20 protein-coding genes and 1 pseudogene are annotated in these 22,458 nt (G+C 62.7%); 10 read left to right on the top strand and 11 right to left on the bottom strand.

The genetic code is table 11. From position 1 onward, the window contains the following. Positions 1 to 316 (top strand): annotated as a pseudogene (locus V6766_RS17760) (hypothetical protein); the annotation flags it as partial. 12 nt (positions 317 to 328) lie between these two features. Here the strand turns inward: V6766_RS17760 and V6766_RS17755 are convergent. The 5 genes from V6766_RS17755 to V6766_RS17735 are packed head-to-tail and all read right to left on the bottom strand — an operon-like array spanning position 329 to position 4,370. Next, a complete protein-coding gene (locus V6766_RS17755; protein ID WP_448468746.1) occupies positions 329 to 817 on the bottom strand; it encodes a GAF domain-containing protein in 489 nt (162 codons plus the stop codon). Position 818: 1 nt separating this feature from the next. Further along, positions 819 to 1,565: an ABC transporter ATP-binding protein gene (locus V6766_RS17750; RefSeq protein ID WP_448468744.1), complete on the bottom strand. Its 747-nt coding sequence runs from the start codon at positions 1,563 to 1,565 to the stop codon at positions 819 to 821. After that, positions 1,565 to 2,389 carry an ABC transporter ATP-binding protein gene (locus V6766_RS17745; RefSeq protein ID WP_448468742.1) on the bottom strand — a complete coding sequence of 275 codons (825 nt, stop codon included), beginning with the start codon at positions 2,387 to 2,389 and terminating at the stop codon, positions 1,565 to 1,567. The genes V6766_RS17750 and V6766_RS17745 overlap by 1 nt, the downstream gene beginning before the upstream one ends. Continuing rightward, on the bottom strand, positions 2,386 to 3,288 hold the full coding sequence (locus V6766_RS17740) for an ABC transporter permease (protein ID WP_448468740.1): 903 nt from the start codon (positions 3,286 to 3,288) through the stop codon (positions 2,386 to 2,388). Before V6766_RS17740 ends, V6766_RS17745 begins: the two co-directional genes overlap by 4 nt. Beyond that, entirely contained in the window at positions 3,285 to 4,370 is a 1,086-nt protein-coding gene (locus V6766_RS17735) for an ABC transporter permease (RefSeq protein ID WP_448468738.1), read from the bottom strand. The genes V6766_RS17740 and V6766_RS17735 overlap by 4 nt, the downstream gene beginning before the upstream one ends. Positions 4,371 to 4,493: 123 nt before the next feature. On the opposite strand from V6766_RS17735, the gene V6766_RS17730 reads away from it, so the two are divergent. Both V6766_RS17730 and V6766_RS17725 read left to right on the top strand, forming a co-directional pair. Further along, positions 4,494 to 5,132, top strand: a complete 639-nt coding sequence (locus V6766_RS17730) for a helix-turn-helix domain-containing protein (protein WP_448468736.1) — start codon at positions 4,494 to 4,496, stop codon at positions 5,130 to 5,132. 2 nt (positions 5,133 to 5,134) lie between these two features. Beyond that, a complete protein-coding gene (locus V6766_RS17725; protein ID WP_448468734.1) occupies positions 5,135 to 6,721 on the top strand; it encodes an ABC transporter substrate-binding protein in 1,587 nt (528 codons plus the stop codon). Between the two features lie 104 nt (positions 6,722 to 6,825). Here V6766_RS17725 and V6766_RS17720 read toward each other — a convergent pair whose 3' ends face one another. The 3 genes from V6766_RS17720 to V6766_RS17710 all read right to left on the bottom strand — a co-directional run bounded on the left by V6766_RS17720 (position 6,826) and on the right by V6766_RS17710 (position 9,629). Continuing rightward, a complete protein-coding gene (locus tag V6766_RS17720) occupies positions 6,826 to 7,758 on the bottom strand; it encodes a 4-hydroxyproline epimerase (protein WP_448468732.1) in 933 nt (310 codons plus the stop codon). A 34-nt stretch (positions 7,759 to 7,792) separates the two neighbouring features. Continuing rightward, complete coding sequence (locus tag V6766_RS17715) at positions 7,793 to 8,725, bottom strand: dihydrodipicolinate synthase family protein (protein WP_448468730.1); 933 nt, start codon at positions 8,723 to 8,725, stop codon at positions 7,793 to 7,795. Positions 8,726 to 8,906: 181 nt separating this feature from the next. Beyond that, positions 8,907 to 9,629 (bottom strand): GntR family transcriptional regulator, encoded by a 723-nt coding sequence (locus V6766_RS17710; protein WP_448468728.1) that lies wholly within the window; start codon positions 9,627 to 9,629, stop codon positions 8,907 to 8,909. Positions 9,630 to 9,895: 266 nt separating this feature from the next. Between V6766_RS17710 and V6766_RS17705 the strand changes: the two genes are divergently transcribed. The 7 genes from V6766_RS17705 to V6766_RS17675 all read left to right on the top strand — a co-directional run bounded on the left by V6766_RS17705 (position 9,896) and on the right by V6766_RS17675 (position 19,185). Further along, the gene (locus V6766_RS17705; RefSeq protein WP_448468726.1) at positions 9,896 to 10,408 is read left to right on the top strand and encodes a hypothetical protein; all 513 of its coding nucleotides are present in this window, start codon (positions 9,896 to 9,898) and stop codon (positions 10,406 to 10,408) included. Positions 10,409 to 10,517: 109 nt separating this feature from the next. Continuing rightward, positions 10,518 to 11,507 carry a sugar ABC transporter substrate-binding protein gene (locus V6766_RS17700; RefSeq protein WP_448468724.1) on the top strand — a complete coding sequence of 330 codons (990 nt, stop codon included), beginning with the start codon at positions 10,518 to 10,520 and terminating at the stop codon, positions 11,505 to 11,507. Between the two features lie 106 nt (positions 11,508 to 11,613). Then, entirely contained in the window at positions 11,614 to 13,146 is a 1,533-nt protein-coding gene (locus tag V6766_RS17695; protein ID WP_448468722.1) for a sugar ABC transporter ATP-binding protein, read from the top strand. Further along, positions 13,143 to 14,108 (top strand): ABC transporter permease, encoded by a 966-nt coding sequence (locus V6766_RS17690; protein ID WP_448468720.1) that lies wholly within the window; start codon positions 13,143 to 13,145, stop codon positions 14,106 to 14,108. The genes V6766_RS17695 and V6766_RS17690 overlap by 4 nt, the downstream gene beginning before the upstream one ends. Positions 14,109 to 14,138: 30 nt before the next feature. Next, on the top strand, positions 14,139 to 16,208 hold the full coding sequence (locus V6766_RS17685; protein WP_448468718.1) for a hydantoinase/oxoprolinase family protein: 2,070 nt from the start codon (positions 14,139 to 14,141) through the stop codon (positions 16,206 to 16,208). A gap of 3 nt (positions 16,209 to 16,211) precedes the next feature. Further along, positions 16,212 to 17,870 carry a hydantoinase B/oxoprolinase family protein gene (locus V6766_RS17680; protein WP_448468716.1) on the top strand — a complete coding sequence of 553 codons (1,659 nt, stop codon included), beginning with the start codon at positions 16,212 to 16,214 and terminating at the stop codon, positions 17,868 to 17,870. Between the two features lie 241 nt (positions 17,871 to 18,111). Next, positions 18,112 to 19,185 (top strand): ABC transporter ATP-binding protein, encoded by a 1,074-nt coding sequence (locus V6766_RS17675; protein WP_448468714.1) that lies wholly within the window; start codon positions 18,112 to 18,114, stop codon positions 19,183 to 19,185. Between the two features lie 88 nt (positions 19,186 to 19,273). On the opposite strand, the gene V6766_RS17670 is transcribed toward V6766_RS17675, so the two are convergent. From V6766_RS17670 to V6766_RS17660, 3 genes are all read right to left on the bottom strand, one after another. Beyond that, entirely contained in the window at positions 19,274 to 20,116 is an 843-nt protein-coding gene (locus V6766_RS17670; RefSeq protein WP_448432470.1) for a carbohydrate ABC transporter permease, read from the bottom strand. Next, positions 20,116 to 20,997, bottom strand: coding sequence for a carbohydrate ABC transporter permease (locus tag V6766_RS17665; RefSeq protein ID WP_448432356.1), 882 nt, complete (start codon positions 20,995 to 20,997; stop codon positions 20,116 to 20,118). Before V6766_RS17665 ends, V6766_RS17670 begins: the two co-directional genes overlap by 1 nt. A 70-nt stretch (positions 20,998 to 21,067) precedes the next feature. Further along, entirely contained in the window at positions 21,068 to 22,345 is a 1,278-nt protein-coding gene (locus V6766_RS17660) for an extracellular solute-binding protein (RefSeq protein WP_448468712.1), read from the bottom strand. Between the last annotated feature and the right edge of the window lie 113 nt (positions 22,346 to 22,458).

The raw sequence follows: 22,458 nt of genomic DNA, 5'->3' as shown, positions 1-22,458 counted from the left end.
CAAATCACACCAAAACGGAATCCCATACGATTCATTCATCGCGCCTGATGCTCTAGTGAATGGCAAGCGCCTGTTCGGTTTCGAGATCAAACAGGTGCATGCGGTTGAAGTTGAAGGAAAGCGGCACGGTGGTGCCGGCCCGCAGGCTTTCCTCGGGCTCGACGCTGGCGCAGATCTCCTGACCGGCGATGCTGAAATCGGCCACCGCGCCGGCCTGGCGATGCTGCGGCTGACCCGGAACGAGCCGGTCGACAAGGGCATCATCCGGCTTCCGTGTTCGCTTGTCCGACGCAAGAGCATTGCGAAGCCTGCGTAAAGAGAGGCCGCTTCAACCTCGGGCAATACTCAGGCAGAGCTGGGCGGGGATGGTGAGATCGCGCACGATCGCGGCAACGCGTTCCGGTGTGTAGTGATCCGTCTCGTGCAGCATGTTGACTGTCGCGACGAGCTCGCCGCCGAGAATCACCGGCAGGTTGACGACCGACTGGCAGCCGAGTGAATCGATCAACGCGTAATCCGGAAACACCTTGGCGATGTCCTCGATCGTGTTGGCGACGAAGGGGCGGCGTTCGATGTGGACGATGTCGAACCAGGCATCGCGGTGGATCGGCTTTGTGCCGGTCGCCGGATAGGATTTGGGGTCGCTGGTATAGGCGCGGCGCGCAAGGCCCGCCTCCATATCCACCGTCATCACCGTGAACAGCTTGATGCCGACGGTGGCCTCGGTCAGCGCCTGAAGCGCTTCGAAAGCGGCGTCGGCCGTGGTTACGGCCGCAATGTCGGTGGCAAAGCGGGCGAGCGCCGTTTCGGTGTTCATGTCAATGTCCTTCGGTATGTCCGCCGCTCGCCGCATAGAGCTCGCGGGCGTAGGGGTGGGTCAGCGTGCCGGTCTTGAGCTTGTCGACGCCGGCGATCTCGACGATCTGTCCGCGCCGCATCACCGCCAGCCGGTCGCAGAGAAACGAGACCACGGGCAGGTTGTGGGTGACGAGCAAAAAGGTGAGGTTCTGCTCGGCGCGCAGCCGTTTGAGCAGGTTGAGGATTTCGGCCTGCACCGAAACGTCGAGCGCCGAAGTCGGCTCGTCGAGGAGCAGAATTTTCGGCTCCAGCATCAGGGCGCGGGCGATTGCCACACGCTGGCGCTGGCCGCCGGAAAGCTGGTGCGGAAAACGGAACCGGAAGCGGCGGTCGAGGCCGACGGCCGCCAGCATCGCCTCCACCCGCTCGGCGCGATTGCCGATGCCGTGGACGGCGAGCGGTTCGGAGAGCGTGGCATCGATCGTCTTGCGCGGATGGATCGAGCCATAGGGGTCCTGAAACACCATCTGGCAGATGCGGGCGAAATCCTTGTCGAGTTTCTTGCCGCGCGGTTTGCCGAGAACGGAAATTTCGCCGCTCCAGTCCGGCGCGAGACCGGCGATCGCGCGCAGGATGGTCGATTTGCCCGAGCCGCTCTCGCCGACGAGAGCGAAGCTTTCGCCCTCGGCCACGTCGAGGCCGGCGCCGAAGACGACCTTGGTGTCGCCATAGGAAATATCGACATTGTTCAGGGAAAGCGCGGTCATCACGTGTCTCCCCGTTCCAGCACCGGCAGGAAATCGCGGTCCTCGTCCATGCGCGGCATCGCCGCCAGGAGCCCGCGCGTATAGGGATGGCTTGCTTTCGACAGTTCGGAGGCCACGCATGCCTCAACGATTTCGCCGGAGCGCATCACCAGAATGCGGTCGCAATAGCGCGAAACGAGATCGAGATCGTGGCTGATCAGGATCAGGCCCATACCCTTGTCGCGCACCAGCCGGTCCATGATGTCGAGCACCTGGCCCTGCACCGAAACGTCGAGGGCGGAGGTCGGCTCATCGGCGATCAAGAGGTCCGGTTCGGGGATCAGCATCATCGCGATCATCACCCGCTGGCCCATGCCGCCGGAAATCTCGTGCGGATAAAGGCCCATCACCCGCTCGGGGTCATCGATCCGGACGGATTCCAGCATGGCGATGCTGCGTTCGCGGATATCGCGGCGCGACAGCGAGAAATGCGCGGCCAGCGCCTCGCCGATCTGGGCGCCGATGGTCAGTACCGGATTGAGCGAGAATTTCGGGTCCTGCATCACCATCGAGATGCGCGCCCCGCGGATTTTCCGCATCTGGCGCGAGGACTGCGACAGAATGTCGATGCGGTCGAAATCGAGCCGGTCGGCGGTCACGCGACCCGGCGGGGCGATCAGTTTCAGGATCGAGCGGCCGGTCATCGACTTGCCGGAGCCGGATTCGCCGACGATGCCCAGACGTTCGCGGCCGAGCGTGAAGGACAGCCCCTTCACCACCTCGACGCGGCCCTTGTGGGTCGGGAAGGACACGCGAAGGTTCTGGATATCAAGGAGCGCAGTCATCGTCCGGCCCCCTGTTTCGGGTCGAGCACGTCGCGCAACCCGTCGCCGAGGAAGCAGAAGCCGAGGCTGACGACGAGGATTGCAAAGCCCGGCATGGTCGCTACCCACCACTGGTCGAGGATGAAGGCGCGCCCGCGCGAGATCATCGCGCCCCATTCCGGCAGCGGCGGCTGCGCGCCAAGGCCGATGAAGCCGAGGCCCGCCGCCGTCAGGATGATTCCGGCCATGTCGAGCGTGACGCGGATGATCATCGAGGATGTGCAGAGCGGCAGGATGTGACGGAAGATGATCCGCGCCGGAGATGCGCCCTGCATCCGGACGGCATCAATGAATTCGGAGTTGCGGAAGGTCATGGTTTCGGCGCGGGCGATACGGGCATAGGCCGGCCAGGCGGTGATCGCGATGGCGATGATCGCGTTCTCGATGCCGGGGCCAAGGGCGGCGACGAAGGCAAGCGCAAGGATCAGCTTCGGCATCGACAGGAACACATCGGTGATGCCCATCATGATCCGGTCGGTCCAGCCGCCGAAATAGGCCGAGACAGCGCCGGCGAGAAGGCCGATGGGCGCGGAGATGACGGCCACCAAAAGCACGATCATCAGCGTGATCCGCGCGCCGTAGATGACGCGGGAGAGAATGTCGCGGCCGAGTTCATCCGTGCCCATCCAGTGCTCCATGCTCGGCGGTTGCAGCCGTTCGCCAAGCGCCTGCCCGAAGGGCGAATAGGGCGCCAGCCACGGGGCGAAGATCGCCATGACAATCAGCAGCAGCACGATCGCAAGCCCGATTGCTGCAAGCGGATTGCCGAGCAGCGCAAGACCGGCGCGATAGGATGCGCCAAGCCGCGCCTGCATGAGCGATGTCGGGGAATCGGCGAGAAGCCAGTCGCGTGTGGTCATCGGCGGGCCCTCGGGTCGATGACGCGGTAGAGCACGTCTGAGAGTTTGTTGATCAGGATGAACACCGCGCCGACAACCAGCGTCGCGCCGAGCACGGCGTTCATGTCGGCGTTCAAAAGCGCGGTCGTCAGGTAATTGCCGATGCCGGGCCAGGAAAACACCGTCTCGATCATCACCGAGCCCTCGAGCAGACCGGCGAAGGAGAGGCCGATCACGGTGATCAGCGGCACCAGGATCGGTCGGAAGGCATGACGCCAGATCACCAGCCATTCGGCGACGCCCTTGACCCGGGCGGTGGTGACGAAATCCTGGCCGAGCTGGTCGAGCATGAAGGAGCGGGTCATGCGGGCGATATAGGCAAGGCTGAAGAAGCCCAGCACCGAGGCCGGCAGGATGATGTGGGAGACGGCGTTGAAGAAGATATCGGTATCGCCGGCAATCAGGCTGTCCACCAGAATAAGCCCGGTCACCGACGGCACCAACCCGTCATAGAAGATATCGAGCCGGCCTGGCCCGCCGACGAGGCCGAAGCGGGCATAAAACAGCGCAAGGCCGACAAGGCCGAGCCAGAAGGCGGGCACCGAATAGCCGAGCATGCCGATGACGCGGATGACCTGATCGAGCGGGCGGCCGCGATGGGCGGCCGCATAGACGCCCATCGGCACGCCGAGCACGACGCCGATGATGATGCCGATCGTCGCCATTTCCAGCGTCGCCGGAAAGAAGCGGGCGAGATCGTCGGAGACCAGCCGACCGGTGGAGACCGAGCGCCCGAAATCGCCCGACAGCACATTGACGACATAACGGAAGAACTGCACCGGCAGCGGCTGGTCGAGCCCCATCTGCACGCGGGCGGCCTCATAGACCTCCGGCGTCGCGCGATCGCCGACGACCGCAAGCACCGGATCGATCGGGATCACCCGGCCGATGAAGAAGGTGATGGCGAGGAGGCCGAGAAAGGTGAACGCGATGGTGACCAGCACAGAGGCGATCGCCCCCAGCATGCGTCCGCTGCGCCTGATGCGCGACGGTCCGGCCACGGGCATGGTTTCGTCTGTCGGGCCGGCTGGCTCAAAACTCAATTCGGGTCTTTCCCTTGTCTGGCGGGAGGCTCTGCCGCCGCAAGGCGCGGCGCGATGAATATTTTCGCTTGGATAATACAAGTATTTTTGCTTAGATCAAAAAAATTTTGATCGGGATGAAATATGCGCGAAACGCTCGCCGCCATGCGGGACATGTCACAACCCCGGGTCGGATCGATTATCCGGGCCCGCCGGCAGCAAATGCAGATGACGCTGACGGCGCTCAGCCAGGCATCGGGGGTCTCCGTCGGCTATCTGAGCCAGGTCGAACGCGATCAGGCCGTGCCCTCACTCGGTACGCTGGCGCAGATTGCCCGGGCGCTCGGCGTCGGCATCGATTATTTCATCGCCGCGCCGACGCCGCGCGACGCGCTGACAAGAGAGGGCGAACGCACCAAATTCTCGGTCGACGGCTCCTCGGTGATCTATGAGCGTCTCGGGTCCGATTTTCCCGGCAATACGCTCTCCTCCTTCGTGATGACGGTGCCGCCCGGTTACCGCTCGGAACTCGTCAGCCACGAGGGCGAGGAAATCATCTACGTGCTGGAGGGATCGATCACCCAGCGCGTCGATAATGAGGAAATGATCATGTCCGCGGGCGACAGCCTGCATTTTCGCGGCAGCCAGCCGCATGCATGGTCGAACCATACGGACAGGCCGGCAAAGCTTCTCTGGGCGGGAACGCTGGCGCTATTCCGTTCCAATGCCGCCCCGAAACCAGCCGCACAGACGGCGAAACCGAACCAGAAAGAGGAGAACTGACCATGAAACTCTTCAAAGCCGCATTGCTCGCGGCCGCGCTGACCCTGCCGATGAGCGCGGGCGCCGCCTTCGCCGACACGCCCGCAAACATGCTGGTCGTGGCGCAGAATATCGACGATATCGTCGCGATCGACTCCGCCCAGGCCTACGAATTCACCTCCGGCGAGCTCGTCACCAACACCTATGACCGGCTGGTGCAGTATGATGCCGAGGACCCGACCGTGCTTTCGGCCGGTCTTGCCAGCGAATGGACGGCCGATGACGAGGCCAAGACCATCACCTTCACGATGCGCGACGACGCCACCTTCTCCTCCGGCAATCCTGTCCGTGCCGAGGATGTGGCGTTTTCACTCGGCCGCGTCATCAAGCTGAACCTGACGCCCGCCTTCATCCTCGCCCAGCTCGGCTGGACGCCGGAAAATGTCGACGACATGGTGACCGTCGACGGCAACACCGTCACCATCAAATACGACGGCGATTTCTCCTCCGCCTTCGTGCTCAACGTGCTTGCCTCCCGTCCGGCCTCGATCGTCGACGAGAAGGAAGTGATGGCGCACGAGACCGACGGCGACATGGGCAATGCCTGGCTGAACTCCAATACCGCCGGCTCCGGCCCCTTCAGCCTTGCCGATTACCGTCCGGCCGAACTGATCCGGCTGACCGCCAACCCGGATTACTTCAAGGGCGCGCCGGCGATGGAATCGGTGATCATCCGCCATGTGGCCGAATCGGCGACGCAGCAATTGCTGCTGACCTCCGGCGATGTCGACCTCGCCCGCAACTTGACGCCGGACCAGATCGCCTCCATCGAAGGCGACGGCATCAAGGTCGAGACTTTCCCGCAGGCCGCCGTCCACTTCCTGTCCTTCAACCAGAAGACCGAGGCGTTGCAGCCCGAAGCCGTCTGGGAGGCCGCGCGCTACCTCGTCAATTACGAGGGCATGACCGACAGCTTCCTGAAGGGTCAGATGGAAATTCACCAGGCGTTCTGGCCGAAGGGCTTTCCGGGCTCCTATGACGAAACGCCCTTCACCTACGATCCGGAAAAAGCCAAGCAGATCCTCGCCGATGCCGGCGTCCAAACGCCGATCGACGTGACGCTCGACGTCATCAATGCGGCGCCGTTCACCGACATGGCGCAGTCGCTGCAGGCAAGCTTCGCCGAAGCCGGCATCAATTTCGACATCATCCCGGGCACCGGCGCGCAGGTCATCACCAAATACCGCGACCGCACCCATGAGGCGATGCTGCTTTATTGGGGGCCGGACTTCATGGACCCGCATTCGAACGCCAAGGCCTTCGCCTACAATTCCGACAATTCGGACGACAATTATCAGGCCACCACCACCTGGCGGAATGCCTGGGCCGTGCCGGACGAGATGAACAAGGAAACCATGGCCGCGCTTTCGGAATCCGATCCGGAAAAGCGCCTCGACATGTATGTCGACCTGCAGAAGAAGGTGCAGGAAACCTCGCCGATCATCATCATGTTCCAGGCCGCCTACGAGGTCGCCATGCAGGATGATGTCGATGGTTACGTCAACGGCGCGACCTCGGACTTCGTCTATTACCGGCTGGTGACGAAGTAGGTTCTTGGCACAAGATCTGCGACCACAACGAAACATTGAAGGCCGCTCCCGAAAACGCGGCGGCCTTCTGTCATTCCGTCTCGATGCCGCGACGGCGGCGCGGATCAGAGGATGATGCCGTTGCGGAAGGGGTCGTCGGGGTGGAACACCAGTTCGGCCACCGACATGACATAGGCCTTTCCGGTGATCGACGGAATCACGCCGCCGCGCTCGCCCGCCTTGTAGGATAGCGTATAGGTGGAACCGATGATGCTTTCCTGCACGATTTCCTGGTCTTCGCCCAACTGACCGGCGGCCGCAAGGCAGGCGAGCCGCGCCGAACAGCCGGTCCCGCAGGGGGAGCGGTCATAGGCATCGTCCGGGCAGAGCACGAAATTGCGGCTGTGCGCCACGGCATTGCCGGCGGGGCCGTAGAAGATCACATGGTCGACCGGCTCGCCATTCTCGCCGCCGATCTTGCCGGCGTTGAGCGCGGTCCGGGTCGCGACGGCGAGATCCGTCAGCGCGCGGATATTCTCCGGGACCACCGGGATCGGGCTCGGATCGACCAGGAAAAACCAGTTGCCGCCATAGGCGACATCGCCGGTGAGGACGCCGAAATCCGGTACCTCGACCATGACGCCCGCCGCAACCCGGCGGCTTTCGATATTGGTGACGGTGACCGTGCTCTCGTCCTCAACATCGACGGTGACGATGCCGGCCGGCGTTTCGATGCGATGCCGCCCCGTGCCGATCCGGCCCATGTGGTAGAGCGTGACGGCAAGGCCGATCGTGCCATGGCCGCACATGCCTAGAACCGCGCCGACATCGAAATAGATGACGCCGGTGACGCAGGTCGGGTCCACCGGCGGCACCAGCAGCGCGCCGACCATGGCGACCTGGCCGCGCGGCTCCAGCACCACGGCGCGGTAGTCGTCGTAATAGCGCGTCGCAAGCAGCGCCGCGCGTTCGGAAAGCGGGCCCGTGCCGAGATCGGGAAAGCCGTCGAGGATGACCCGCGTCGGCTCGCCCGCGGTATGGCTGTCAATCACATGCATTCGCTGCTCCCTGGCAAGGCCCGCTCCGCCGGTTTCAGGCCGCCCAGTTGGCGTACCAGGCCTTGAACTGCTTGTACTGTTCTTCGACGAAGGCCTTCTGCGGCGCGGTCAACGCATCGGTTTCGTTGAAGTGCAGGCTATATTCTTCGTCGCCGTTCAGCATCATCAGATATTTGTAGAACAGCACGAGATCGACGCCCTCGTCGAATTTCGACAGCACCATCAGGGCTTCCTCGAGTTCGCGCGCCTTGACGCGGGCCTCGCTGTCGCCCCTGGCTGCGGCCTTGCAGAGCGAAACGAGATGCAGAACCTCCTTCGGCAGCGCGTTGCCGATGCCGGTGATCGCGCCGGTGGCGCCGCATTTGACGAAACCGTGGAAGACCTGGGTATCGACGCCGACCATCAGGGTCAGATCGTCATTGCCGGAGGTGATGTGCTCGGCGGCGTAGGAGAGGGAGGCCGCGCCGCCGAATTCCTTGAAGCCGATCAGGTTGGGATAGTCGGCGCGCAGGGCGAAGAACAGGTCGGCGCGGGTTTCAAAGCCGTAATGCGGGCTGTTGTAGATTACGGCGGGCAGACCGTTCGCGGCTTCGAGAATGGCTGCGAAATGGGCCTTCTGCGCGGCCACAGAGCTGCCGCGCGAGAGAACGCGCGGAATGACCATCAGGCCGGCTGCGCCGACGCGGGCGGCGTGGGCCGTGATCGCGGCGGCGGATTTGGTGTTGATCGCGCCAGTGCCCACGATCACCGGAACGCCGGCCTCGACCAGCGCCTCGACGCCCTGCATGCGCTGCTCGTCGGTCAGAAGCGGCCAGTCGCCCATCGAACCGCAATAGACGACGGCCGACATACCGGCATCGACAAGCTCCCGGCCCTTGCGTGCAAGGGCTGCGAAATCCGGCGTGCGGTCAGCCTTGCAGGGGGTCATCAAAGCCGGAATGCAGCCGGTGAAAATGGTGTCGCTCATCTGGGGTCCTTTCATAGGCACAAGGAATCGGTCTCGGCGGGGCAATCTGCTGGCAATCTCTGGCGCTGCGGCCCGGAGCCGGTCGGTTGCAATTTCAGTAGCACCGATAATTTGTCTTGTCGACAAATAAAATACTTAAAAGCATGGCGCGCCTTTCCATCCCTCGGCAAACACGTGAAACCTAGAGCGCGATTGAGGAAACGCTGCGGGAATCCGCGGAGATATAAGCCCGGATCTGACGCACGATCTGGTCGGCATGCGCCGCGGCAAGCAGGTCGCATGCGTCTTGGTCGCGCGCGATCATGGCGCTGACGATATGCTCGTGCTCGGCCACATACTGGCGCGGGAGGTCGTCGTCATAGGAACGGTAGTAAAGGCGAAGAATCCGGCGTCCGTCATCAAGCAGGCGCCGGAACAGGTCGGTGTAGTATTTGTTGCGCCCGGCCTCGGCGATGGCGATGTGAAAATCGCGGTTGGCGGCGATCATGCCCAGCACGTCCCGGGCTTCGACCGCTTCGGCAAAACGGCTCTGGTGGGCGCGTATCCCGGCCAGATCGGCCTCATTGTAATGGATCGCCGCAAGCCGCGTGGTGACGCGGTACATCAGTGTCAGGGCGTCGAAAAATGCGCCGAGCTGCACGAAATCGATGTTGGAAACGATGGTGGTGCGGTTGGTCAGCGCGGTGATCAACCCTTCCGCCGCAAGCCGGACGAGCGCCTCCCGGATGGGCGTGCGCGACATTGCAAAGCGCTCGGAAAGCTCGGTCTCGTCGATCGGGCTGCCGGGCGCGAGCTTCAGCTCGATGATTTCGTTGCGCAGCGTTTCATAGACATGCGCCACGCCGCCGCCGCGCCTGACCTGCTGGCTCTGGAGCCCGCTGTTCTCCAACGATGTCTTCACCATGATGCTTCGTTCTCCGGTTGTTTTTACCAATATGCAACACTCCATGCACACAATCCATCACGCGCTTTAAATTTTTTTTGTCGACATAACAAATTTTCGGCATTAGTGTGACGATCTGTTCCAAGATGATTGCCACCTGAAACGGACAGCGCCAACATGAAACCCGCCCGCATGAAAACCGCTCTGATCGCGCTTGCAGCGTTCAAGTCATCGCGCGGCGGCAGCGGACAGGAGCGCTTTGGGCCCGCCATGAAGGGAGAAAGCTGATGCCGTGCGATACGGAGGAAGTCTTTCGCCTTGCGGGGCAGCCGGACGCGGCGCGGCGGGTTTTCGCCTATCTGCTCGACGGTCTGAACGAAGATGTCGGGGAGGGTCTGACCACCGCTTCGATCTACGATCTGCCGCGCATGCGTTCGCGCCGGGTATTTTCCGAGGATGTCGAGGCTTATGAGCCCGGCGGCTTCAAGCCGCTCGAGAAAAACCGTTATTTCGAGACGGTGATTGCCGGCAACCGGCATTTCAGCACGACCAGCATCGAAGAGATCGCCGAGGTTTTCTTCGACTGGGAAAAGATCCGCGATCTCGGCTTCGAATCCAACATGAACCTTCCGGCGGTCGCCGATGGGCGCGTGATCGGAACGGTCAACATGCTGGGCCCGAAGGGCCATTTCGCGCCGGAAACCGTCGCCCGGGCCCTCGCCTGGCAGCCGGCTGTCACCATGGCATTTCTTCTTTTGCATCTTGAAGACATCGAGACGGCCACATTTCATCCGACATGACGGAAACAACCCGACCAAGGATGTCCAAGGGACCGGAGAGTCCTGCGCAATGGCCCTCAAAGGGCCGCATAATCAAAATGAAAATATCTCAACCCGGAGAAACCGATCCATGAAAACAGCACTCACAGCAGCGATCCTTTCCTCGGCGCTTGCCGCGCCGCTGGCCGCTGAGGCCGAGGACTACAACATCGCCTTCCTCGCCGCCTCGTCGCAGAACGGCTTCAACCAGGCGATCTATGATGGCATAGAAGAAGCGGCCGCCAAATACGACAACGTCAAGACACAGATCTTCGACGGCGAGTTTTCGGCCCCCGCGCAGTTCTCGCAGGTCGAGGATATCGCCGCCGGCGGCAAGTTCGATGCGATCATCATAACGCCGAACGACACAGTGGGTATCGCGACCGCCCTTGAAGAAGCCATCAAGGCCGGCGTCAAGGTCGGCACGACGTTGTTCCCGGTCGGCCCCGAACTGTCGAACATGGAGCCGCAGGTGCCCGGCCTCACCGTCACCGTCGCCTCCGATCCGGTGGTCGGCGCAACCGCGCAGGCCGATGCCGTGGTCGATTACTGCGTCGACAAGGACCCCTGCAAGGTCGTGGTCCTGATCGGCCAGCTCATCTACCCCTTCGACAATCTGCGCAACGACACCTACAAGAAAATCCTCGGCGAGCACGACAATATCGAGATCGTCGCCACCGGCGAGGGCAACTACTCGCCCCAGACCTCGATGGTCGCCATGCAGGACATTCTGCAGGCCCATCCGGACATCGACGTCGTTCTCTCCAACGCCGACCAGCACCTGATGGGCGCGGAGATCGCGATTGAGGATGCAGGCCTCGACATGTCCGAGCTCTACACCATCGGCGGCGGGCTGAACCAGATCGCCGTCGACGCCATCAAGGCCGGCACCTGGAGCGGCACACTGGCGCAGTTCCCGAAATCCGAGGGCGAAGCCGCGCTCGACGCAATCGTCAAGGCGCTGAACGGCGAAACGGTCCCGACCTGGATTGACGAATACTCCCTTCGTCAGACCCCGAAGATCGTCACCAAGGAGTGGCTCGAGGCCAATCCCGATTTCGAGCCGGAATGGCAGGGCTGATACAGCCGCCCCCGGCGCACGGGTCTGACGCGCGCCGGAACCCCGCCTTGCTCGGCGCGTCCTTGCGGCGTTTTCGTTCGACACGCCGAAGATGGAAAGGAAAGCCATGACCGATATCGCCATCCGGCTTCGGGGCGTCGCCAAGAGCTTTGGCGGCATGCGCATCCTGAACGACATCAATATCGACATCGAGAAAGGCTCGGTGCACGCGCTCGTCGGCGAAAACGGCGCCGGCAAATCGTCGGTCGGCAAGATCATCGGCGGCTATTATTCGGCGGATGAAGGCACGGTCGAGGTGTTCGGCGACGCCGTCACCCGGTTTTCGCCGCGCGATGCCCTTGGCCGCGGCATCGCCATGATCCATCAGGAGCTCCAGCTCGTGCCCGAGCTCACCGTGCTGGAAAACGTGTTCCTGGGGCTGGAACGCAATACCGCGGGCTTCCTGCGCAAAGGCGATCTCGCCCGCTTCCACGCGCTGGAGGAGACCTGCGATTTCGGCCTCGACCCGCATACCCGGATCGCCGATATGCGGATCGCCGAGCGCCAGAAGGTCGAGATCATGCGCGCGATTGCCCGTGATGCGCGGGTGATCATCATGGACGAGCCGACCTCTTCGCTCACCGAGGACGAGGCCGAGCGCCTGCACCAGTTGATCGCGCGGCTGAGGGCGCGCGACGTCACCGTCATCTATGTCAGCCATTTTCTCGATCATATCCTCGCCAATTGCGACCGCGTGACCATCATGCGCGACGGCAAGGTGATCCGCACCGACGCCATCGCCGGCGAGACCAAGAACAGTCTCGTCGATTCCATGCTGGGCGAGGCCTCGGAGATCAGCTGGCCCACCCTGCCGCCGCGTCCCACTGCACAGGCGACGCCGGTCGTCGAGATGGAGAATGTCGTTACGAGCACCGGCCTTTCCGATATCACCCTGAAGATTTTTCCCGGCGAGATCGTCGGCCTGATCGGCCTTGTCGGCTCCGGTCGCTCGGAGGTCGCGCGCGCGCTCTTCGGCGCCGATCCGATCGTCTCCGGCCGCTATGCCATTCAGGGCGTCGCGCAAAACCGCCGGCTCAAGGTGCCGCGCGCCATCGCCCAGGGGATCGCCTTCGTGCCGGAAGACCGGCGCAAGCAGGGCCTTGTGCTCACCCAGACCACCCGTCCCAACATCTCGCTCGCCTCGCTCGGCAACATCTCGCGTCATGGCTTCATCAATCACGGGCTGGAACGCAGCCGGGCGCAAAGCATGATCGTCCATTTCGGCATCGTTCCCTCCGCCATCGACGGCAAGGTCGCCTTTTACTCCGGCGGCAACCAGCAGAAGGTGCTGTTGTCGAAATGGGCGGTGGAAAAGCCGCGCCTGCTGATCCTCGATGAGCCGAGCCGCGGCGTCGATATCGGCGCCAGGCAGAGCATCCACGAATTCATCATCGAAATGGCGGAAAACGGCGTGGCCGTGCTTCTGATCTCCTCGGAACTCGAGGAGGTCATCAATCTCTCCCATCGCGGCTATCTTATGAGCGACGGCCGCATCTTCGCGGAGACCGACTGCCGGGACACCACGGTCGATGAGGCACTGCACCGCATCTTTGAAGAACAAGGCGCCGTCTCCCGCGGCAAGGAGGTCACCCAACCATGAGCGACGTTCAGACACCTGCCCGCCGTTTTTCCATCACGCCCGGCGATTTCGCCCGCGAATACGGCGTTCTCACCATCATCGTCATTCTGATGGTCGGCCTCAGCCTGATTTCCGACAGTTTCCTGACGGCTCGTAACCTGCTCAACATCGTCAACCAGTCGGCGCCGCTCGCCATCATTGCCTGCGCGCTGACGCTGGTCATCATCGGCGGCGGGTTCGACCTGTCGACCGGCGCGATCTTCGGTGTCGCCTCGGTCGCCGCCGGCTGGATCGCCGTTCATGTTGATCCCTATACCGCCATCGTCGCCGGTCCGCTGATCGGGCTTGCGCTCGGCACGGTCAATGGCGCGATCATCACCGGCTTCGGTGTGCACTCCTTCCTGGTGACGCTTGCCACCAGTCTCGTCTATCGCGGCATCGCCATCCTGATCACCGGCGGCGCGCTGATCCCGGTCCGGATCGCCGAGTTTTCCTGGATCGGTCGCGGCCGCATCGGCATGGTCAACATCGCCGTGATCGTCCTGATCATCTTCATGGTAATCTTCATGGTGCTCTTGAACCGCACCACATTCGGCCGTCGCGTCTTCGCCGTCGGCGGCAATGAGGAGGCCGCGATCCTGTCGGGCATCCGCACCAATCTGATCAAGATCGTCACCTTCTCGCTCTCGGGCATGGCCGCCGGTCTCGCCGGCGTCATCGCGGTGTCGCGCATTTCCATGGCCTCGCCCCAGGCCGGCATCGGCATGGAGTTCGAGGCGATCGCCGCGGTAATCCTTGGCGGAACCTCGATCATGGGCGGTTCGGGCGCGATCTGGCGCTCGGTCGCGGGCGTGCTGCTGGTGGCGCTGATCGGCAACGGCTTCAACATCCTCAACGTGAACCCCTTCTTCAAGGACCTCACCACCGGCGTGATCATCGTCGTCGCGGTCGCGCTTGCCGCTTCGGGCCGGCGCAGCCGCTGACATCCTTCACGCATTGCACAGAGACTTCCCATGACTGACAAAATCACGCGCATCTCGACCGATGTCGGCGGCACCTTCACCGACCTCGTCTATTTCGAGACCGACCTTGAAACCGGCGTCCAGACCGTTCGCACGGAAAAATCCGACACCACGCCGCCGGATTTCGAAAAGGGCGTTCTCAACGTTCTGGAAAAGGCCAAGGTCGATGTCGGCTCGGTCGATTTCTTCGCCCACGGCACCACCGTCGTCATCAACGCACTGACCGAACGCAAGGGCGCCAAGGTCGGGCTGATCACCACCAAGGGTTTTCGCGATTCCATCGAGATCGGACGCGGCAACCGGCCGGACTTCTTCAATCTGAGATACAAGAAGCCCGCTCCCTTCGTCGAACGTTACCTCCGCCGCGAGATCGTCGAGCGGATGGATTATCACGGCAACGAGGTCACGCCGCTGGACCTCTCCTCGCTCGACGAGACGCTGGAGCTGTTCCGCGCCGAGGGCATTGAAGCGATCGCCATCAGCCTGCTGCATGCCTATGCCAATCCGGAACACGAAATCCGCCTGAAGGCCGAGGTCGAGGCGCGCTGGCCCGAGGTGACGGTCGTCGCCTCGCATCAGATTACCCGCGAATGGCGCGAATATGAGCGCACCAACACCGCCATCCTCTCGGCCTATGTCCAGCCGAAGGCCCAGCGCTATCTCGAGAAGCTGGAAAGCGGCCTCACCGGCAAGGGCTATGCCGGACAGCTTTTTATCATGCAGTCGAATTGCGGCGTCGATTCGCTCGACGCGATCAAGGCCGTGCCGATCACAATGGTCGAAAGCGGCCCGGCCTCCGGCTTCTGGGGGGCGGCCGAGCTTGGCCGGATCATCGGCGAACCCAATATTCTGGCGCTCGACATCGGCGGCACCACCGCCAAATGCTCGCTAATCGAAAACAACCAGGTCACAATCAAGACCGATTACTGGATCGAGCGCGACGGCAAGTCGGCCGGTTACCCGATCATGGTGCCGGTGGTCGATCTGGTCGAGATCGGCAATGGCGGCGGGTCGATCGCCTGGGTCGATGATTTTGGCAAGCTGCATGTCGGCCCGCATTCGGCCGGCTCCACCCCCGGCCCCGCCGCCTATGGCCGCGGCGGCGAGGACGCGACCACGACGGACGCCAATCTGGCGCTCGGGCGGATCAACAGGGACTATTTCTGCGGCGGTTCGGTGGAGGCGGATATCCCGGCGCTGGAAAACGCGCTTGGAAAACTGGCCGAAAGCATGGGCAATTCGCCCGAGGACGTCGCGCGCGGCATCATCCGCATTGCCAATTCAAACATGGTCAATGCGCTGAAGCTGGTTTCGGTCAATCGCGGCTATGACCCTCGCGATTTCACCCTGGTGGTCTTCGGCGGCGGCGGTCCGATGCATGGCGTGGCGCTTGGCCAGGAGCTGGGTGTGAAGAAGGTTGTCGTGCCGCGCGGCGCGCCGGTGTTCTCCGCCTGGGGGATGATGATGTCGGACCTGCGCCGCGACTATTTCGTCACCCGGCTGATGGACAGCGCCGACCGCGAGGGCCTGGATGCCCTGCTTTCCCACACCATGGAGCGGGCGCGCGCCGAATATGCCCGCGAAGGCTTCGGCCCCGATAAGGTTTCGCTGAAGCCGATGGTGCGCTGCCGCTACCAGAACCAGGAATTCGCCGTTGAGGTGCCGGTGCCCGCAAGCCCGGTGACCGAGGAAACCCTGACGAAGATGGTCTCGGAGTTCCACGAGATCTATGAGCGCGAATATACCTATCGCCTTGCAGCCGGCGTCGAAATCATCGGCCTGCATCTGGTCGCCGCCGCCGAGGTCGGCAAGCTCGAACTGGTGGCGCTGCCGAAGACCGGCGCGAAGCTGGAGGACGCGGTGAAGGGCCGGCGCATGGTCGACTACGCCACCGAAGGCCGGCACGAGGCCACCATCTATGACAGCACGAAATTCGAGCCTGGCATGCGCTTTACCGGACCGGCGGTGATCGAGGATCCGGGCACGACCATCGTCGTCCATCCCGGCAACCGCGTCTTCATCGACGATTTCGGCAACACGCATATCGAGACGAGGGGCTGAGCCATGACCGACAAGACCTTTGATCCCGTCACCTTCGACATCATCCAGAACGCCCTGGAAGCGATCGCCGACGAGATGTTCTACGCCCAGGTAAAGACCTCGATGAGCGCGATCATCTACGAGGTGCTCGACCTTTCCACCTCGATCTTGAACCCTGAGGGCCAGATCGCCGCCTCCGGCGCTGGCATTCCGGCCTTCATCGGCGTGCTGGACAAGGCAATCGCCGGCATTCTCGCCAAATTCCCGCTCGAAGACATCCGCGAGGGCGATGTGTTCGCCTCGAACGACCCCTATTTCGGCGGCGTCACCCATCTGAACGACATGGTGCTGGCAGCACCCGTGTTTCATGATGGCGTGATGGTCGCCTGGGTCGCCAATATCGCCCACTGGAACGATGTCGGCGGCAATGTGCCCGGTTCGATGTCCGCCGAGGCAACGGAAATCTTCCAGGAAGGCATCCGCATTCCGGCGGTGAAACTGTTTACCGCCGGCGTCGAGAATGCCGCCGTCTTTGATATCATGAAGATCAACTCCCGCCTGCCGGACTACCTGAACGGCGATCTGTGGGCCGCGATCGCGGGTCTGCGCATCGGCGAGCGCCGGGTGCTGGAACTGGTCGAAAAATACGGCGCGGACACCTTCGCCGCGGCCGTCACCGACTATATGGACCTCGGCGAACGCCGCGCCCGGGCAGCGCTCGCAAACATTCCGCAGGGCAGTTACAGCTTCGCCGAGGAGCAGGACAGCGGCGTGGTCCACAAGGTCACGCTGACGGTGACCGCCGACGAATTCATCGTCGACCTCACCGACAACCCGGCCCAGTCCGGCTCGCTCAACTGCTCGCGCGAGGGCACGGAGATTGCCGTGCAACTCGCCTTCAAGGACTTCACCGATGCCGATGCGCCCGGCAATGGCGGCTTCTTCCGCCCGCTCAGGGTCGTGACCAAACCCGGCACGATCTATCATGTCGAGGCTCCCGGCGCGCTCGGCTATTATGCCGAGGTCGAAATCCGCTTGTTCGACATGCTGCTGCGCGCCATGGCCGAGCACTTTCCGGGTTCGGTTCCGGCCGGCAATTTCGCCTCGATCTGCGGCACCAATATCGGCGGCCCGCATCCCGATACCGGACGCCACTACACCATCGTCGAGCCGCAGGTCGGCGGCTGGGGCGCGTGGGAAGGTTCCGACGGCGTGTCCGGTCAGTTCTCAGGCTTCCACGGCGAAACGTTCAACTGCCCGGCCGAGGTTGCCGAGGCCCGCTACGGGCTCGGGATCGAACAGGTGGCGCTGAATTCCGAACCCGGCGGCGAGGGCCAGTGGCGCGGCGGCAAGGGCATCGAGGTGCATTACCGCGTGCGAGCCGACAACAATTTCCTCTCGGTCGGCTACACCCGCTCGCGCATGCCGCCCTGGGGCGCCTCCGGCGGGCTCGACGGCTCGGTCAATTATGTCGAGGTGCTGCGCCGCGACGGCTCCCGCGACCGCCACGCCTTTACCACCAACCTCACGGTCAACGAAGGCGACATCATCCGCGTCGTCACCGGCAATGGCGGCGGCTACGGCGACCCAAGCCAGCGCAGCCGCGCCGATATCGAACGCGACCTGAAGAACGAATACCTCACGCCCGAACGCGCCAAGGAAATCTACGGCTACGAGGCCTGACCGAAGGGGCCCCGCCGCACTCCCAATCCCTTGCCATCGCGGCAAGGGCTGCTCTCCCTCGCGCAGTCGACGCCTCTCTTCAGACTGAAATGAGCGCCCTGCTGTCTACCCAACCGATCGTTCCGCGCGGGCGACCCTCGGGCAGCCTGCTTGCGTGAATGATCGCCCGGAACGGCATATGACATCTTGACTTCTGGTCTGGACCGGAAACAATGGTTCAAAAGCCGTTCGGGAGGAAAAGATGGCTCCAATCAAGCTCGACAGTGTTTCGAAGAGCTTCGGGAACGTCAATGTTATCAACGATATCTCGCTCGCCGTCGAATCCGGCGAACTGATGGTGTTTCTTGGACCGTCGGGTTCGGGGAAGTCGACGCTTTTGCGGATGATCGCGGGGCTTGAAACCATCGATGACGGGGCGTTGACGATCGACGGGGTTCGCAGTGAAAACCTGGCGCCCGGCCAGCGCAATGTCGCGATGGTGTTCCAGAACTACGCGCTCTATCCGCATATGACAGTGCACGACAACATGGCCTTCGGCCTGCGCAATATCCGCATGGGCGCGGATGAGATCGAGACCCGGGTCAAGGAAGCCGCCCGCATGCTGGAGATGGAGGAACTGCTGGAGCGCCGTCCCGCTCAGCTTTCCGGCGGTCAGCGCCAGCGCGTCGCGATCGGCCGGGCGATCGTCAAGGAACCCAAGGCCTTTCTGTTCGACGAACCGTTGTCGAACCTCGATGCGGCGCTCAGGGTCCGGACTCGCGTCGAACTTGCCCGCCTGCATAATCGCATGAAGGCGACGATGATCTATGTGACCCACGACCAGACCGAGGCGATGACGCTGGCCGACCGGATCGTGGTGCTCAACAATTGCCGGATCGAACAGATCGGCACCCCGATGGAGATCTATCTCAGGCCGGCCTCGCGCTTCGTGGCCGGTTTTGTCGGCTCGCCCGGCATGAATTTCCTCGATGTTGATCTTTCAGCTGACGACCGCACGGCGCGTCTCGAGGACGGCTCCACGGTTGAGATCGACATTCCCGAAATGAAAGCCGGACGCTACGAGATGGGCATACGCCCGGAAGCCGTGCGGGTGGCGGAGGAAGGCGAAGCGGCCACCACGAAGGCGACGGTCGGCGTGGTCGAGCGGCTCGGCGAAAGGACGCTGCTTTACTGCACCCTTGCCGACGGCACGGAACTGATCGCCACCGACACCGGGCGCTCCGAAGCCAGGACCGGCGATCAGGTGCAACTTGCCTTCGATGCAACGGCGCTTCACCTCTTCGATGAGGCCGGCAACGCCTATCACGTTCATTGACGATATCGGGAGCGCTTCGGCCCCTCACGAAAACGCCGCGGACAGGATGCCGCGGCGTTTTCGTTCGAGCGAAGGCTCCTTGCACGGGCTATCCCTTGATGCCTGCGGAAAGCGTGATGGCCTGGGTCACCCTGCGCTGGAAGATCAGATAGGCGACCGCGACCGGCAGGCCGGCGAGCACGGCGGCGGAGAGTTCGCGGGCGTAATAGACGCCGAAGGCGTCGTTGACCTGGGTGATGCCGACGGTGATCGTCATCATCTCCGTCTGGGTGACCGCCAGGAACGGCCACAGAAACGCATTCCACGACCAGATGAAGGTGACGATCGCAAGCGCGGTGGTGACGCCCCAGTTCATCGGCATGTAGATGCGCGTGAGAATGCGCCATTCGGAGGCGTTGTCCATCGCCGCCGCCTCGCGGAAATCCTTCGGCACATTGTCGAAGAACTGCTTGTAGACGATGATCACCACCGGGTGGATCAGTTGCGGCAGAACGATCCCGGCCCAGGTGTTGATCAGGCCGAAGCGGGCCATCAGCTCGAAATGGTTCACGATCAGCACCTGCATCGGCACCATGAAGCTCGCCAGGATCAGCCACCACAGAACCCGCCGGAACGGGAATTGAAGCTGCGAGATCGCATAGCCGCAGAACATCGAGGAGCCGACGGTCAGCACCGTGATCGCAAGCGCGGTGACGATCGAATTCAGATACCAGATGCCGATCTGGGTCTGGGTCAGCGCGAAATAATAATGCGAGAAGGTCAGGGTTTCCGGCCATAATTCGATATAGCGCCGCACCACCTCGTCTTCCGGCTTCAGCGACGAGATAACCCCCCAATAGAGCGGAAACGCCCATATGACGGCGATCACGACCGTCAGCAGCGTAATCAGGAGGCCGGCGACATTCAGGCGTTTTGCGGTTGTTGCGTTCATCATTCACGCCCCTTCGAAAGCCTGGTCAGCTGGAAGTTCAGCACCGACACCACGATGACGATGATGAACAGGACGACGGCGGCGGCGGCGGCCCGGCCGCCCTGGTCATACTGGAAGGCTCGCTGGAACACGTAATAGACAAGCACAAGATTGTCGTTCGGCCGGCCGCCGACCGAAAACAGGTAGACCTGGTCGAAGATCTTCAATTGCAGGATCAGCTGGATCGTCAGCACCAGCGCCGTGACCGGCCACATCAGCGGCCAGGTCAGCTGCCGGAAGGTTGTCAGGCGCGATGCGTTATCGAGCGCCGCAGCCTCGTAGATCTCGGCCGGGATGGCGCGCAGTCCCGACAGGAAAAGCAAGATCGAGAAGCCGGCGGTCCACCATATCGTGATGAGACCAACGGCCGGCATGAACCAGACCGTGGATTTGAACACCGGCACCCGATCGATTCCGAGAATATCGAAGATATACATGGCGATGCCGAACTGGAAGTTCAGCGTCCAGTCCCAGATCAGATAGACCACCGATACCGGCAGGATATAGGGCAGGAAGAACATCGCCAGCACCAGCGCCTGCAGCCTGCCCTTCAGCCGGTTGATGCCGAGTGCGATGGCGAAGGCGACCAATGTTCCGGGAATGACGGTGATGGCAACGAAATAGGCGGTGTTCCAGAATGCCGTGTTGAAGCGCCGGTCACCCCAGAGCCGGGTATAATTGTCGAGGCCGACAAATTCGCCGCTGCCGATCAGCGGCGCATCCTGAAACGAGATGATGAGCAGCCGGATGGTCGGATAGATGAAGATCAATCCGTAAATGGCCACGAACGGGGCGACCAGAAGCAGGGCGACAATCGCTTCGTTTCGTTTGTTGCGGAGCATTGTGAGGCCTCAAATCGTAGAACTGCCATGCGAAACGGCCGCCGGCGTTGATGCCGGCGGCCCGCAGCGATCATTGCAGATCGTTCAGCTCGTATTTGATTTCCTCCACGGCCTCGGCCGGCTCCATTTCGCCGTTGAGCGTCGGCACGAAATAGGTGGACATGACGTCATAGATCGGCCCGGCCACGCCGGCGAGCGGCGATTTGGGATCGAAGATCATGTTTTCCGTCACGCTCGAATAGGTGGCGTTCGGCTGCATGCCCTGGTAGTCCGCCGACTCCGTGACCGGACCGTAGGCCGGGATGTGGCCCGCCGTCGCCCAGAACAGCGAGTTCTTCGCCATCCATGACATGACTTCCAGGACGGCCGCCTTCTTCTCCGCGCTCATCTCCTTGCCGGAATTGGCGGGGATGGCGAATGAATGGCTGTCGGCATAGGTGGCGGGGTGGTCGAAGATCACCGGAAGCTCGACAGCGCCCCATTCGAACAGCTTGCCCTCGTCCTTGAGGTCGATCATGGTCGGGACTTCCCACACGCCGTTGATCATCAGCGGCGATTCGCCGGAGGTGAACAGCGCCACGGTCGCGGGATAGTCGGTATAGGTGGTCTGAAGCCCATCATTGGTCCAGCCCTGCAGCACGGCCAGCGCGTTTTGCAGCTTCTCGGCGTTGTCGCCGGCGAGGAATTCGCCGTCGGACATCAGCTCGCCGTCCTGCTGGCCCATGAGGGAGTAGATCGTGCGGAACATGAAGGTGCCGTCCGCGGTGGTCGAGGCGAGCGGAAACTCCGCGCCCGCTTCCTTCAGACCCTTCAAGGTAGCCTCGAAGCCTTCGCGCGAATCAAGCCCCATCGGCTTGCCGTCCTCGGTCAGGAGACCGGCTTCGGCGAGCGCGTCCTTGTTGTAGTAGAGCACGATCGGATGGGTATCGAAGGGCACGGCGTACTGCTTGCCGTCCACCGTCACCGCGTCCCAGGTCGCCGGCGCATAATCGGCCTCGGAAAGGCCCATCGTCTCCCAGTCCGCCGGCGTGATCTCCTGCAAAATGCCCTGGCTGACGGCAAGCGGAATGCGGCTTGCGTGATAGGTCATGATATCGGGGCCTTCGCCGATCGCGGCGGAGGTTCGCACCTTCGAGTAGAACGGCGTGCCCCATTCCAGCGTGGTCGCGTCGATGGTGATCTCGCCTTCATGCTCGGCATTGAAATCGGAGATCAGCTGCTTCATGCGAACGCCGTCGCCGCCGCTGAGAAAGTCCCACCAGGTGACCGTTTCCTGAGCCTGGGCGGCGGTGGCGAATACCCCCGCGGCGATGATCGCGCCCATGGCCGCACCTAACATTCTAGCCATCGTCTTCTCCTCTCTTTGCAATACGGCCTCCCGCCGTATGGTTGGCATTTTCGCCGCGCCGGCCCCCGGTTCAGGAGGCATGCGGCGCGCCGTTTTGCTTGATTGCGCGCAGC

Source organism: Martelella sp. AMO21009, assembly GCF_053484295.1.
The sequence above is the reverse complement of the archived record's forward strand: the minus strand, read 5'-3'. Positions and strand labels throughout refer to the sequence as shown.

What these genes read in the sequence shown, in the direction of transcription:
- V6766_RS17675 (WP_448468714.1), top strand. Translation starts at nt 18,112, where the DNA reads ATGGCTCCAATCAAGCTCGACAGTGTTTCGAAGAGCTTCGGGAACGTC.
- V6766_RS17670 (WP_448432470.1), bottom strand. Translation starts at nt 20,116, where the DNA reads ATGAACGCAACAACCGCAAAACGCCTGAATGTCGCCGGCCTCCTGATT.
- V6766_RS17745 (WP_448468742.1), bottom strand. Translation starts at nt 2,389, where the DNA reads ATGACTGCGCTCCTTGATATCCAGAACCTTCGCGTGTCCTTCCCGACC.
- V6766_RS17680 (WP_448468716.1), top strand. Translation starts at nt 16,212, where the DNA reads ATGACCGACAAGACCTTTGATCCCGTCACCTTCGACATCATCCAGAAC.
- V6766_RS17665 (WP_448432356.1), bottom strand. Translation starts at nt 20,997, where the DNA reads ATGCTCCGCAACAAACGAAACGAAGCGATTGTCGCCCTGCTTCTGGTC.
- V6766_RS17710 (WP_448468728.1), bottom strand. Translation starts at nt 9,629, where the DNA reads ATGGTGAAGACATCGTTGGAGAACAGCGGGCTCCAGAGCCAGCAGGTC.
- V6766_RS17690 (WP_448468720.1), top strand. Translation starts at nt 13,143, where the DNA reads ATGAGCGACGTTCAGACACCTGCCCGCCGTTTTTCCATCACGCCCGGC.
- V6766_RS17715 (WP_448468730.1), bottom strand. Translation starts at nt 8,725, where the DNA reads ATGAGCGACACCATTTTCACCGGCTGCATTCCGGCTTTGATGACCCCC.
- V6766_RS17685 (WP_448468718.1), top strand. Translation starts at nt 14,139, where the DNA reads ATGACTGACAAAATCACGCGCATCTCGACCGATGTCGGCGGCACCTTC.
- V6766_RS17725 (WP_448468734.1), top strand. Translation starts at nt 5,135, where the DNA reads ATGAAACTCTTCAAAGCCGCATTGCTCGCGGCCGCGCTGACCCTGCCG.
- V6766_RS17720 (WP_448468732.1), bottom strand. Translation starts at nt 7,758, where the DNA reads ATGCATGTGATTGACAGCCATACCGCGGGCGAGCCGACGCGGGTCATC.
- V6766_RS17730 (WP_448468736.1), top strand. Translation starts at nt 4,494, where the DNA reads ATGCGCGAAACGCTCGCCGCCATGCGGGACATGTCACAACCCCGGGTC.
- V6766_RS17750 (WP_448468744.1), bottom strand. Translation starts at nt 1,565, where the DNA reads ATGACCGCGCTTTCCCTGAACAATGTCGATATTTCCTATGGCGACACC.
- V6766_RS17700 (WP_448468724.1), top strand. Translation starts at nt 10,518, where the DNA reads ATGAAAACAGCACTCACAGCAGCGATCCTTTCCTCGGCGCTTGCCGCG.
- V6766_RS17705 (WP_448468726.1), top strand. Translation starts at nt 9,896, where the DNA reads ATGCCGTGCGATACGGAGGAAGTCTTTCGCCTTGCGGGGCAGCCGGAC.
- V6766_RS17660 (WP_448468712.1), bottom strand. Translation starts at nt 22,345, where the DNA reads ATGGCTAGAATGTTAGGTGCGGCCATGGGCGCGATCATCGCCGCGGGG.
- V6766_RS17755 (WP_448468746.1), bottom strand. Translation starts at nt 817, where the DNA reads ATGAACACCGAAACGGCGCTCGCCCGCTTTGCCACCGACATTGCGGCC.
- V6766_RS17695 (WP_448468722.1), top strand. Translation starts at nt 11,614, where the DNA reads ATGACCGATATCGCCATCCGGCTTCGGGGCGTCGCCAAGAGCTTTGGC.
- V6766_RS17740 (WP_448468740.1), bottom strand. Translation starts at nt 3,288, where the DNA reads ATGACCACACGCGACTGGCTTCTCGCCGATTCCCCGACATCGCTCATG.